This window comes from Aquimarina agarivorans, assembly GCF_000218485.1.
GTDB lineage: Bacteria > Bacteroidota > Bacteroidia > Flavobacteriales > Flavobacteriaceae > Aquimarina > Aquimarina agarivorans.
The window spans coordinates 1-12,143 of sequence record NZ_AFPB01000013.1 but is presented as its reverse complement, the minus strand read 5'-3'; the positions used below and the strand labels follow the sequence as shown (position 1 = coordinate 12,143).

Below are 12,143 nucleotides of genomic sequence, written 5' to 3'. Positions count from 1 at the left end.
TAATAAATAAAAGTTGCCATTTTCATTAGTTGCTGTTCCAATAATGGTCGCTGGAAAATAGACCTTAGTGTAAGGTACTGGGTTCTTATTTTATTCAACTACTTTTATAGTAGTCTTTACTTGTGCTAAATAAGTTTGTAGTGATTACTAAAAGAAAAAGAAGATGAAATAAAAGATGGTGTTTACATAAAAGCAAATTTACGTTTATGAGTTTTTCATTTTATGCCTTAAGTTATATTAAGGCATAAAATGATTTCACCTTTATTATCAGCTCGTGTGTTCGGATCTTTCTCACAGTTTAATAAAATCACTTATTTGTGTCGTATAAAGTGCGTCCTGTATCGGAGCACTGTGTCCATCTTCAACGGTATTTGGTATTTCAATAATTTTAGATTTTCGTTGTTTTAGAAAGTTGATTTCAGTTGTTGATAATCTACCCACTTGTTTGTCATTTACAGCATAAACAAACAAAAGATTGTCAATTACAGAAGTTTTTATACTTTCTGTAAATCGTTCTTCTATATGGTAGCCAGCAACTAATGATTCGATAGGACATTCTTCAACATAATCCTTAAAAAAATCAAAATCCTCTAAAGACTCAAAAGGAACTATAGTTTTACCATCTTCTTTAAATAAAGAAGGCTCTAAATTAATAAAATTTTTAGCAGTTTCTAAAGGCATGTTAAGTCTTGAAGACATAATGATAAACTTATCAGCATTAGTATTGCCAAATTTAGAAATGTATTGTGCTATGACAAACCCACCGTAGGAATGCCCCAAATAACTTTTTTGTTTAAACTTTTAAAATGCAGAATAAGGTTTTGAAGTATATCAGTGTTCAATTTCTTTAATCTCAACGCTTCTTCTTTATCTATAATAGTTGTTTTGGAATTTTTAGTATCAAACGTTAAGCCTTGGTGAGCATATACCCGATAGTAATTCTTTATTTTATTGCTTAATCCAGGAGAAGAATCATTTATTATTTCAATATCATCTCCGTTCAATTTCGAAACAGGACCTCCTTGTTCAAAAATGATCACAGTATCTGAATTTTTATTTCCTTTTCCAATAAATAATTGATTTACATCAGCAAACTTCTGAAAATCTACTTGCTCCATTTTGTTATCTGGCTCAGGAGTAATTACTGTGTCTGCATCATCAGTATTGCAGCTAAATACCATTAATAATAATAGTAAATAGAAGAGTTGTTTTAATTTAATTAGGTTTATTCATAACAGTTGTTTTTTAATTTCATATCTATAACAACTCAACAAAAAAATACCCTAAAATTTTGTAAGCCTTTGTTTTTAAAAAGAGTGAAATAAAAAAAAGCCTTCTTACAAAAGAAAGCTTTAGTTATCATTACAAAAAAAACTATTTATACATAACTTTTTTTACTGCTTTTATTACATCTTCATTATTCGGTAACCACTCAGCAAGTAGTGTTGGGGAATATGGAGCAGGAGTATCAGCAGTATTAATTTTAATTACTGGAGCATCCAGGTAATCAAAACAATTTTGTTGTACTTGATACGTAATTTCCGAAGCAATATTGGCAAGTGGCCAGGCCTCTTCAAGTATAATTAATCTATTTGTCTTTTTTACTGATTTGTAAATAGCTTCTAAATCCAAAGGACGAACGGTGCGTAAATCAATAATTTCACATGAAATATTTTCCTTAGCTAATTTATCAGCAGCCACGTAAGCTTCTTTAATAATTTTTCCAAAAGAAACGATAGTTACATCAGTTCCTTCTCTTTTAAGTTCGGCAACACCAATTGGCAATACGTATTCTCCTTCAGGAACTTCACCTTTATCGCCATACATTTGCTCACTTTCCATAAAAATAACAGGATCGTCATCGCGGATGGCAGCTTTTAGTAACCCTTTTGCGTCATATGGGTTTGAAGGTACAATTACTTTTAAACCTGGGGTATTCGCAAACCAGTTTTCAAATGCTTGCGAATGCGTTGCACCTAATTGACCTGCAGATGCAGTTGGCCCTCTAAATACAATGGGACAAGGAAATTGACCGCCAGACATCTGTCTTATTTTAGCAGCATTATTAATAATTTGATCAATACCTACTAATGAAAAATTAAATGTCATGTATTCCACAATCGGACGATTGCCATTCATTGCACTACCTACAGCAACACCAGCAAACCCAAGCTCAGCAATTGGAGTATCTATTACGCGCTTTTCTCCAAACTCATCTAACATTCCTTTACTAGCCTTGTAAGCACCATTATATTCTGCTACTTCTTCACCCATTAAATAAATGGACTCATCTCTACGCATCTCTTCAGACATCGCTTCGCAAATAGCTTCTCTAAATTGTATTGTTTTCATGTAAGTTTATAAATTATTAGACTAAAAAAAATAATCTTTTCTAATTAGTTTACGCAAAAATAGTAAAACAACATCCTAAGGACAAGTCAGAGCTTGTGAATCTGAAAAATATTTTTCACATTAAAAGTAGAGTGAGATCTATTGTAAAAAAAGTTAAAATAGCAGCATTTATCACCTGCCATTTTTTTCGTGCACATGGAAACATTAATTAAAAAACGCCATTTATGTAAAAAAAGGAGAACAAAGTTACGATTGTTTTATGTTAACTATAAAAAAACTAAAAATTTTAAAAAAAATACTATGCATGCATAGTATTTTTATGAATTAATTTGTAACTTCGTTTTATACACAAAATTAAGTCCAATAAATTTTTAATTTGTTGCCAAATATTAGCTTTTTATATTTAATAAGTTGATTAACAGGCATCTGTAAGGGCGTTTATTAGGTTTGTGAAAATATAAAGTTATACTAATTTAAAATACATATTGTGAAGATATTAGTTTGTATAAGTCATGTTCCAGATACGACTTCAAAAATCAATTTTACTGATGGTGATACCAAGTTTGATACAAATGGAGTTTCATTTGTAATTAACCCGAATGATGAATTTGGTTTAACCCGAGCTATGTGGTTCAAAGAAAAACAGGGGGCAAGTGTTGATGTTGTTAATGTTGGCGGTGCAGATACTGAACCTACTATTAGAAAGTGTTTAGCAATAGGGGCTGATAATGCAATTAGGGTAAATGCCGATCCATCGGATAGTTTTTTTGTAGCGCAGGAGTTGGCTTCAGTAGCAAAAAACGGCGGTTATGACTTAATAATTGCCGGTCGGGAATCTATTGATTATAATGGAGGTGTAGTGCCAGGAATGTTAGCAGCTTTGTTGGATGCCAATTTTGTTAATACATGTATTAGTTTAGAAGTTGACGGAACTTCAGCTACAGCTGTTAGAGAAATTGACGGAGGAAAAGAAACTATAAAAGCAACGTTGCCTTTAGTCATTGGTGGACAAAAAGGTTTAGTGGAAGAAAGTGATTTGCGAATTCCTAATATGAGAGGTATCATGATGGCGCGTAAAAAGCCACTTACAGTAATTGAACCCACAGGTACTGCCAGTCAGTCTCAGCCTAGTTCGTTTTCTAAACCAGAACCTAAAGGAAGTGTAAAATTAGTTTCTGCAGATAATTTAGATGAATTAATTGGCCTGTTGCATAACGAAGCCAAAGTGATTTAGATTAAAAAAGGTTAATGTATCTAGCACGTTAACCGACGTTAATAGTTAATTTAAATTTTATTTAATAAATCATACTGAGTAATTCAGTAGTAAAAATATAAAGTATGTCAGTATTAATATATGCCGAAAGTGAGAATGGAAGCTTAAGAAAAGGAGCTTTTGAGGTAGCATCATACGCTAAAGGAGTTGCTGATGCATTAGGAACAACGGTAACAGCAGTAACTATAAATGTTAGTGATGTTTCGGTTTTAGGTACTTATGGAGTATCAAAAGTATTGCAAGTATCAAATGATAGTTTAGAAAAATTTCAAGCAAAATCGTATTCAAGTATTATTGCTGAGGCAGCTAAGGCAGAAGATAGTAAGGTAATCATCCTTAGTTCTTCAACTAATAGTAAATATGTCGCTCCATTATTAGGAGTGGCTTTAAATGCTGCTGTAGCTTCAAATGTAGTAAGTTTGCCAAAATCGACCAGCCCATTTGTGGTAGAGCGTACAGCTTTTACAAATAAAGCATTTCAGGATACACAACTAAATTCTGAGGTTAAAATTATCTGTGTTTCAAGTAATGCTTATGGAATTAAAGAAGCGGAAGGTTCCGCTGCTGCGGAAGCTTTTTCACCAACAATTGATAGCGGAAGTCTAGAAGTTGTAAGTATTGATAAAGCTACGGATAAAGTAAGTATTGCTGATGCAGAAGTAGTAGTATCTGGAGGAAGAGGTTTAAAAGGACCTGAAAATTGGCATTTGATTGAAGATTTAGCAGATGTTTTGGGAGCAGCCACGGCATGTTCAAAACCAGTAAGTGATATGGGATGGAGACCGCATTCTGAACACGTAGGTCAAACAGGAAAACCAGTAGCAACAAATTTATATATTGCTGTAGGTATTTCAGGAGCTATTCAGCATTTAGCAGGTATTAATGCCAGCAAAGTAAAAGTTGTTGTTAATACTGATCCCGAAGCCCCGTTTTTTAAAGCAGCTGACTACGGCGTAGTTGGTGATGCTTTTGAAGTGGTGCCACAGCTTATTGAAAAGCTAAAAGAATTTAAATCAGCAAATTAAATTTTCTAATTTAATGAATAGTCAATTTCAATTCAAATAGATTTTAAATTAAAATTGATTACATAGTAACCGTATAAAACTTATGGTTTTATACGGTTTTTTCTTTCTTTAATAGAAAAATTATACCGAATTTAGCCTTATATTGTTAATATACATATGAGTTTAGTACGTTTAAATATTAGAGGTATTTCCTATAGTCAGACACAAAATGGTGCTTACGCACTTATTTTAAGTGAAATGGAAGGTGAACGGAAATTACCTATTGTTATTGGAGCCTTTGAAGCACAATCAATTGCCATTGCTTTAGAAAAAGAAATAAGACCTCCCAGACCACTAACGCATGATTTATTTAAAAATTTTGCGGACAGGTTTGATGTGGTGGTTAAACAAGTAATTATTCACAAACTTGTAGATGGTGTTTTTTATTCAAGTATCATCTGCGAGCGCGATGGTATTGAAGAAATTATTGATGCCAGAACAAGTGATGCTATTGCATTGGCATTGCGTTTTAGAGCACCAATTTTTACCTATAAGAATATTTTAGATCAGGCTGGTATTTATTTAAAACAACAGTCTGATGGTGAATTTTTATCAGAAAATGTTGATGGTCCAGATGAAGAAACGGAGCTTGAGAAGACAACAGAGTTGGTATCTTCCTCTACTGATTTAAAAAATTTAACTGTTGATGAGCTTTATAAGTTATTAGATAAAGCAGTAGTTGATGAAGATTACGAAAAAGCCGCCAGGTTACGGGATGAAATATCAAATAGAAATTAAGCAATCATTGATCGCTTTTTCTTATAATTTCATGTTTACAACATTGTTAATCAAATTTGAACTGATGTAATTAAGGGTATTGTTGTATTTTTATTTTTACAAAACTATACCTTTCTAATATCAAATTATCCATTTAAAATGATCCTTTTTTTGCTTGATACGTCAAAATAAAACAATACTGTAGCTAAGGCTACACTTATGTTTGTTTATAGTTCAAACAAAAAATTATAAATTTTTATTAGAGTAATTTAAAATCAGAACCAGTATTAAAAAGTAAGGTGTATTTTTACTTTTGTACGAATAACTGAATTCCAAGAGCAAAAAAATGAAGCAATATTTAGACTTAGTGCAACATGTAATGGATAATGGTGCGGTAAAAGGAGATCGCACAGGTACAGGAACGCGTAGTGTTTTTGGGTATCAAATACGATTTGATTTGTCGGAAGGGTTTCCAATGGTAACAACCAAAAAAGTGCATTTTAAGTCTGTTGTGTATGAATTACTTTGGTTTTTAAAAGGCGATACAAATATCAAGTATTTATCAGATCATGGAGTGCGTATATGGAATGAATGGGCTGATGCAAATGGAAATTTAGGTCCCGTATACGGGCATCAATGGCGCAACTGGAATAGTGAAGAAATTGATCAGATAAAAGAAGTAGTCGAAATTTTAAAAACTAACCCTAACAGCCGTAGAATGTTAGTTTCTGCTTGGAATCCTTCGGTAATGCCAAATACTTCAGTTTCATTTTCTGAAAATGTAGCGAATGGTAAAGCGGCACTGCCTCCATGTCATGCGTTTTTTCAGTTTTATGTGGCCAATGGTAAATTATCTTGTCAATTGTACCAGCGCAGTGCGGATATATTTTTAGGGGTACCTTTTAACATTGCCTCATACGCATTACTTACTGAAATGATGGCACAAGTTTGTGGCTATGAAGCTGGTGAATTTATACATACATTTGGCGATGCTCATATTTATAACGATCATATAAATCAGTTGGAATTACAACTGACCCGAACTCCTAAACCACTGCCTAAAATTAAAATTAATCCTAATAAAAAGGACTTATTTAATTTTACTTTTGAAGATTTTGAATTAATTGATTATAATCATCACCCTCATATTAAAGGAAAAGTTTCTGTGTAATGAAAACAATAAATACTCGCCAATTTAACACTGCAAATTGACGAATATAATTTAATATTATAGTTGCCATAACGGTTTTATAATCGTTTTACAATCAGGTAAAACGTAAGCTTATTAGGGCTAAAGCTCTAATACTCCATTTTTATCACCAGCAAAATCATTCCAAACATAATTATCGGCATTGTCATCATTAACCCATGAATTGTCTACAACATATCTAAATTCAAATGAATTTTTGATAGGCAAATTTATAGAACCTTTAAACTTTCCATTCTTTAATTTTTTTAAGGGCAGTTGAGTTGTTTCCCAGTTATTGAAATCTCCAGCAACTGCAACAGATTCAGCTTCCTTAGCTTCCCATTCAAAGGTAACTTTGCATTCAGGTTTTGATTTTAAAAATTGTTTTGAAATTGACATAATAGAAATAAAATTGTGATGAAACGTATAATTAAATTTACAAAATATTTGAACAATGCTTTGCTTTAACCGTTTTGTTTTTAGCTTATTTGATAAAATAATTAAACTATTTTCAATAAAAAAGTATTTCATTTAAAAGAAAAATAATAAAGCAGTAGTGGTCTTCAATCTTTTTATATGAATCTTTAGCTAAGTTGGCAACTACATTTTGGTTACTTGGGCAAACTTTCAAAAGTTCCTCCTTTTCTTTGGACAAAATTATAGCATATAATGGAACTGCTTATTTTGGATAATGACTGCGCGTATTCCAACAGTAAATTTGCTTTTTGATAATTACAATTTCTAGGTATGCTGTATGTGCAGATAGTAATTCCGAATACTCTACTTGTTGCTTAGCTTTTAAATAGCACTACTTTTTCAGTACTTATAATTTGATTATTAAGTTTCATTATTAAATAATATAAGCCATTACTAAATTCTTTGAATGGAATTTTAATCTTAGATTTTTCTTTTGAAGCGTCTATAACTTTCAATTTCATTCCTATACTATTGTATAATTCAATTTCGTCAATATCCACTGTGGTTTCTACGGTTAAGGTATTAGATACAGGATTTGGAAAAAGATTAAATTGTATCTTATTTTGTGAAAAATCAGTAACATTTAGTGCGGTATTTTCAACAGCTGCGCTAAGTGTAGCTTTTCCGTCAGTAGCTTCCCAAAAATTGTATAATCTAGAATCATTATCATCACCATTCCTAGTAAATGATTCAACATCGTTATCAAATTCAGTCCACTCATCTTCAGTTAACGGAGTAGTAGTAATGACCACCATAAGCATTGAAAATTCTTTGGTTGCGTTTGTAAATGAAGGTTTTCTTTCGCCTAATTTTTCAACTAATACTTGCGGTGTGTAGGTAATTCGAGTATTTGCTGAAAAATCGTATGTTCCAGTTTTTGTACCTTGGGAAAAAGAGGTGATATTCTGAAAAAGATCAAAAGTTTCAACAGCATCCGCAGAGATTACGCCCATAAGGTATAATTCCAATTGTGTGTAAGGTACCGAGTTGCCACCGTTGGCAAAATCTCCAAATCTATCTACGGTATAGGAATTATTCCCATTGTCAATTAAAGTACTTTGGGTAAAACCACCTAGTTGCCCTGGTGTATTTCCACCTGTAAATCCCCAGTGCCCGAAAAAAGGACCAAAATCATCAGGGTTATCGGAAAAGCCTCGTCTTGGTCCTGCAGTATCAAAACCATAACTTGCCCAATTATGCATTAATTCATGTAAAAAAGGACCATAAAGTATATTATTTTTTTTACTGAGTTGAATTATCGATTTTAACTTACCGCTTGATCCGTATGCGTTTGAATTGTCAAATACGGGTATTCCTATCCCTTTAATTGTATTTGAAATTTTTGAAAGTTTTCCAGCGTAGCTAATACCACTTGGCGTATTTTCAGTATTTAAAATAAAAGTGATAAAATCAAAATCATCATTAAAGTTTTTGTAAATATCCTTTACTAATTCGCTAGCTTTTTCATCATCAGCAAACTCATCATTACTTGTCCATTGGTTAAATTTGGCTTGACTCATCTGAAGTGAAATTACTCGATTGTTTTTATGTTTTTGGTAAGTGAATGGCTGAGACATTAGGTGTAAACTACCGCAAAAGGCCATTACAAAAAGTCCTTTTTTTAGAGTAGTTAAATTAAACGTTTTCATGTGAATATATGATTTATGTTGTGATTTTGTAACTCAAAAAAAAACGATTAAGTATATTTTGTACCATAAGTATTACAAAACAAGCTAAAACAATTTGTAAATTGTAAATAAGTTTACACTTTTATTGATAAAGAAATCTTATAATAAATAGTTACATTAAATTGTAAAAAAAAATAATAGACGCAAAACAAGTATAAAGTATGTTTTCAAATTCAAAAAAAAAGGATACAGCTATCGATTTAGAGCAAAAAGAACTTTTTGAGCATGCTCAAGCCAGAATTAAAGAGAAAAGAGGACTTTACCGACACTTTATAGTCTTCTTGGTAGGTTGTATTTTTATGATTGTACTCAATTTAGGTCTAAATTTCGGGAATGAATTTAAATTTTTAGATCTAGACTGGTTTGTTTTTGGAGTGTTAATTTGGTCCTTTTTTTTTCTGATTCATTTTTTTAGGGTAACGTTGTTTAGCAAATTTATGGGCAAAGCATGGAAGGATAAACAGCTAGAGCGTTTAGTTGCAAAACAAAAAGCGCAAATAGCAAAAATGGAAAAAAAGCTAAATTTAGAAATTCCTAAAGATATTGTATCGGAAAAAAGTATTTTACTTGATAATACGGACAATAACGGTACTGAAATACTACAATAACCATGATCATATTAATTGCAGCAGTTGCTGAAAACAATGCTTTAGGTAAAAATAATGATTTGTTATGGCATTTACCCGATGATTTTAAACGTTTTAAAAAATTAACTTCGGGCTATCCCATTATTATGGGAAGGAAAACTTTTGAATCCCTTCCAGGAATGTTATCTAAACGAAAACACATTATTATAACGCGGCAAAATGATTATTTTAAGGAAGGTTGTTTTATTGCAAATACTTTGGAGCAAGCAGTTGATTTGGCAGCAGAAAGTCCTAAAATTTTTATAATTGGCGGAGGCGAAATTTATCAACAGTTTTTAGAGATCGCCGATAGCATTGAGCTCACCAGAGTACACGCAGATTTTGAAGCGGATACTTACTTCCCTGTAATAAATGAGCAAGAGTGGGAACTGTCAGCTAAAACATATCATTCCAGTGATGAAAAACATGCCCACGCTTTCTCTTTTTTAACGTACGTAAAAAGAAATGATTTTCGTTAAGCATCGACTGCAAAATCTTCAAAGTCATTATTTATGAAAAAATCACATCTATATATTTTTGCCCTAGTTCATTTATTTTTGATTTCTTGCGGTAAGTGTGAGGTGACTTCAACTGAAGTTTCAAGTATAAATACTTCGGTAAGTAAAACGCTAGAAGCTGATCGAGTAGAAGCAAAAGAAGGAGTAGATGGTACTATCGATAATACTGCTAATAGCATAACTAAAACTAGTGATGTATTGGTTGCAGAAGAAGCAAAAGAAATAGTGAATAATGTGGTTGATGCTAAAGAAGAAATTTTAGAAATTACTACTAAGGATGTTACCAATGTAAAATCGGAAGTTGAAGAACAGATGGAATCAGCTACTGTAAAAGAGCCAAATCTGGAAGATAAAGATCATAAAAATACTCTTGGAAGAGCGAATAAAACAGAGCTTGAAAAGCTGAAAATGTCAGCAAGAGGTACTGAAAGTAATTCAAAAGCTGTTCTTGTAGCAAAATCAGATTCTAAAATAAAAGTCGATGCGTTGGAAACAATAGATCACAAACCGTTTGATGATTTTCTGAAAAAATATGTGTCAGCTTCAGGATTTGTTAATTACAATACAATGAAAGGCAATCGGATTGAGCTTGAAAATTACATTATTTCGCTTCAAAAAAATCAATATAATAACAGTTGGACTAGAAATGAAAAACTGGCCTACTGGATTAATGTATACAATGCTTTTACACTAAAACTAATTTTAGATCATTATCCAATAAAAAGTATCACAGATATTGCTAATGGGAAGGCTTGGGATAAAAAGTGGATTCAATTAAACAATGAAATTTATTCGTTAAATCAAATTGAAAATGATATTATAAGACCACAGTTTAAAGAGCCTAGAATTCATTTTGCAGTCAATTGCGCTGCAAAATCGTGTCCAAAACTTGGTAATTTCGCTTACACAGCTACTAATCTAAATTCAAAACTGGAGCGGCAAACAAAGGCATTTATTAATAGTAATCAAAATGAAATTGACAACAATGAAGTGAAAATTTCTAAAATTTTTGAATGGTATAAAAATGATTTTGGTGCTTTGATTCCCTTTTTAAACACCTACACTGCTATGAAAATTAATAATGAGGCTACCATTAGTTTTAAAGAGTATGACTGGTCATTAAATGGGAAATAGTTTCTTGTTTTTTGGTGCTAGAAATTTTTAGTGTAATGAATTGTAATTGAGCGTGTGTTACGGGTTTTTAAGCGTTGAGTAGGAGGCCGAAGTAAGGCAGCAGTGATGTGTTGGCTACAAATAGAGTTTTAGTTACATTTGTTATTCAAAATTTATAAAAATGAAAGCATACGTTTTCCCAGGTCAGGGTGCTCAGCTTGTGGGTATGGGTAAGGACCTTTATGATAACGCTCCAATAGCCAAAGAACTTTTCGATAAAGCCAATGAAATTTTAGGTTTTTCAATTACGGATATAATGTTTAATGGAACGCCAGAGCAATTAAAAGAAACCAAAGTAACACAACCTGCTATTTTTTTACATTCAGTTATTTTGAGTAAAGTTTTAGGTAATGCATTTGCTCCTGATATGGTTGCAGGCCATTCTTTAGGAGAATTCTCTGCGTTGGTTGCTAATGGTGTTTTGTCATTTGAAGATGGGCTACAATTAGTATCTAAACGTGCTATGGCTATGCAAAAAGCATGTGAAGCATCAGCTTCAACTATGGCGGCAGTATTAGGATTAGACGATATGGTTGTTGAAAGTGTTTGTGCTGAAATTGGTGCTGAGGTAGTGCCAGCAAATTATAATTGCCCTGGACAACTGGTAATATCGGGAAGTGTTAAAGCTATAGAAAGGGCTTGCGAAATTTTAAAAGAAAAAGGAGCGCGTAGGGCACTAGTGTTGCCTGTTGGTGGTGGTTTTCATTCGCCATTTATGGAACCAGCCAGAACAGAGTTGGCTGCAGCAATTGAGGCAACTACGTTTAGTGAGCCCATGTGCCCAATATATCAAAACGTACCTACTACGGCAGTAACTTCTGCGGAAGCAATAAAGAAAAATTTAATAGCGCAATTAACTGCTCCCGTAAAATGGACGCAAAGTGTGCAGCAAATGATAGCAGATGGAGCGACCTCCTTTACCGAAGTTGGCCCAGGAAAAGTGTTACAAGGTTTGGTAAAAAAGATTGATAGGAGTGCAGAAACTTTTGCAGCAACTTTATAATTAGTTCTGATTTTAAATTAGAACTAGCAAACAAAAAACGAAGTAGAATAGTACTTCCGTTTT

At 32.5% G+C, this 12,143-nt stretch carries 13 protein-coding genes; 8 read left to right on the top strand and 5 right to left on the bottom strand.

Going from position 1 to position 12,143, the window contains the following annotated elements; translation table 11 throughout:
* Window positions 1-291 precede the first annotated feature (291 nt).
* The 3 genes from GMC_RS0100330 to GMC_RS0100320 form a co-directional block, all read right to left on the bottom strand.
* A complete protein-coding gene (locus GMC_RS0100330) occupies window positions 292-780 on the bottom strand; it encodes a hypothetical protein (protein WP_094766233.1) in 489 nt (162 codons plus the stop codon).
* A complete protein-coding gene (locus tag GMC_RS0100325) occupies window positions 750-1,181 on the bottom strand; it encodes a hypothetical protein (protein ID WP_010520260.1) in 432 nt (143 codons plus the stop codon). Before GMC_RS0100325 ends, GMC_RS0100330 begins: the two co-directional genes overlap by 31 nt.
* A gap of 193 nt (window positions 1,182-1,374) precedes the next feature.
* The gene (locus GMC_RS0100320; protein ID WP_010520259.1) at window positions 1,375-2,352 is read right to left on the bottom strand and encodes a pyruvate dehydrogenase complex E1 component subunit beta; all 978 of its coding nucleotides are present in this window, start codon (window positions 2,350-2,352) and stop codon (window positions 1,375-1,377) included.
* 487 nt (window positions 2,353-2,839) lie between these two features.
* On the opposite strand from GMC_RS0100320, the gene GMC_RS0100315 reads away from it, so the two are divergent.
* From GMC_RS0100315 to GMC_RS0100300, 4 genes are all read left to right on the top strand, one after another.
* Window positions 2,840-3,586, top strand: a complete 747-nt coding sequence (locus GMC_RS0100315) for an electron transfer flavoprotein subunit beta/FixA family protein (protein ID WP_010520258.1) — start codon at window positions 2,840-2,842, stop codon at window positions 3,584-3,586.
* A 104-nt stretch (window positions 3,587-3,690) separates the two neighbouring features.
* Window positions 3,691-4,650 (top strand): electron transfer flavoprotein subunit alpha/FixB family protein, encoded by a 960-nt coding sequence (locus tag GMC_RS0100310; RefSeq protein WP_010520257.1) that lies wholly within the window; start codon window positions 3,691-3,693, stop codon window positions 4,648-4,650.
* 156 nt (window positions 4,651-4,806) lie between these two features.
* Window positions 4,807-5,427: a bifunctional nuclease family protein gene (locus GMC_RS0100305; protein WP_010520256.1), complete on the top strand. Its 621-nt coding sequence runs from the start codon at window positions 4,807-4,809 to the stop codon at window positions 5,425-5,427.
* Window positions 5,428-5,752: 325 nt separating this feature from the next.
* Complete coding sequence (locus GMC_RS0100300) at window positions 5,753-6,577, top strand: thymidylate synthase (protein WP_010520255.1); 825 nt, start codon at window positions 5,753-5,755, stop codon at window positions 6,575-6,577.
* A gap of 120 nt (window positions 6,578-6,697) precedes the next feature.
* Here the strand turns inward: GMC_RS0100300 and GMC_RS0100295 are convergent, their stop codons facing one another.
* Both GMC_RS0100295 and GMC_RS0100285 read right to left on the bottom strand, forming a co-directional pair.
* Complete coding sequence (locus GMC_RS0100295; protein WP_029489522.1) at window positions 6,698-6,994, bottom strand: isoamylase early set domain-containing protein; 297 nt, start codon at window positions 6,992-6,994, stop codon at window positions 6,698-6,700.
* A gap of 392 nt (window positions 6,995-7,386) precedes the next feature.
* Window positions 7,387-8,721: a T9SS type A sorting domain-containing protein gene (locus GMC_RS0100285; protein ID WP_010520253.1), complete on the bottom strand. Its 1,335-nt coding sequence runs from the start codon at window positions 8,719-8,721 to the stop codon at window positions 7,387-7,389.
* A gap of 200 nt (window positions 8,722-8,921) precedes the next feature.
* On the opposite strand from GMC_RS0100285, the gene GMC_RS0100280 reads away from it, so the two are divergent.
* From GMC_RS0100280 to fabD, 4 genes are all read left to right on the top strand, one after another.
* The gene (locus tag GMC_RS0100280; protein WP_010520252.1) at window positions 8,922-9,368 is read left to right on the top strand and encodes a 2TM domain-containing protein; all 447 of its coding nucleotides are present in this window, start codon (window positions 8,922-8,924) and stop codon (window positions 9,366-9,368) included.
* A gap of 2 nt (window positions 9,369-9,370) precedes the next feature.
* Complete coding sequence (locus GMC_RS0100275; protein ID WP_010520251.1) at window positions 9,371-9,865, top strand: dihydrofolate reductase; 495 nt, start codon at window positions 9,371-9,373, stop codon at window positions 9,863-9,865.
* A gap of 33 nt (window positions 9,866-9,898) precedes the next feature.
* Complete coding sequence (locus GMC_RS21945) at window positions 9,899-11,038, top strand: DUF547 domain-containing protein (protein WP_010520250.1); 1,140 nt, start codon at window positions 9,899-9,901, stop codon at window positions 11,036-11,038.
* Window positions 11,039-11,198: 160 nt separating this feature from the next.
* On the top strand, window positions 11,199-12,080 hold the full coding sequence (gene fabD / locus GMC_RS0100265; protein WP_010520249.1) for an ACP S-malonyltransferase: 882 nt from the start codon (window positions 11,199-11,201) through the stop codon (window positions 12,078-12,080).
* The last annotated feature ends 63 nt before the right edge of the window (window positions 12,081-12,143 follow it).

Excerpts from the sequence above, each read along its gene's own strand:
- GMC_RS0100325 (WP_010520260.1), bottom strand. The coding sequence starts at position 1,181 with ATGGTATTTAGCTGCAATACTGATGATGCAGACACAGTAATTACTCCT.
- GMC_RS0100320 (WP_010520259.1), bottom strand. The coding sequence starts at position 2,352 with ATGAAAACAATACAATTTAGAGAAGCTATTTGCGAAGCGATGTCTGAA.
- GMC_RS0100310 (WP_010520257.1), top strand. The coding sequence starts at position 3,691 with ATGTCAGTATTAATATATGCCGAAAGTGAGAATGGAAGCTTAAGAAAA.
- GMC_RS0100305 (WP_010520256.1), top strand. The coding sequence starts at position 4,807 with ATGAGTTTAGTACGTTTAAATATTAGAGGTATTTCCTATAGTCAGACA.
- GMC_RS0100300 (WP_010520255.1), top strand. The coding sequence starts at position 5,753 with ATGAAGCAATATTTAGACTTAGTGCAACATGTAATGGATAATGGTGCG.
- GMC_RS0100295 (WP_029489522.1), bottom strand. The coding sequence starts at position 6,994 with ATGTCAATTTCAAAACAATTTTTAAAATCAAAACCTGAATGCAAAGTT.
- GMC_RS0100285 (WP_010520253.1), bottom strand. The coding sequence starts at position 8,721 with ATGAAAACGTTTAATTTAACTACTCTAAAAAAAGGACTTTTTGTAATG.
- GMC_RS0100280 (WP_010520252.1), top strand. The coding sequence starts at position 8,922 with ATGTTTTCAAATTCAAAAAAAAAGGATACAGCTATCGATTTAGAGCAA.
- GMC_RS0100275 (WP_010520251.1), top strand. The coding sequence starts at position 9,371 with ATGATCATATTAATTGCAGCAGTTGCTGAAAACAATGCTTTAGGTAAA.
- GMC_RS21945 (WP_010520250.1), top strand. The coding sequence starts at position 9,899 with ATGAAAAAATCACATCTATATATTTTTGCCCTAGTTCATTTATTTTTG.
- fabD (WP_010520249.1), top strand. The coding sequence starts at position 11,199 with ATGAAAGCATACGTTTTCCCAGGTCAGGGTGCTCAGCTTGTGGGTATG.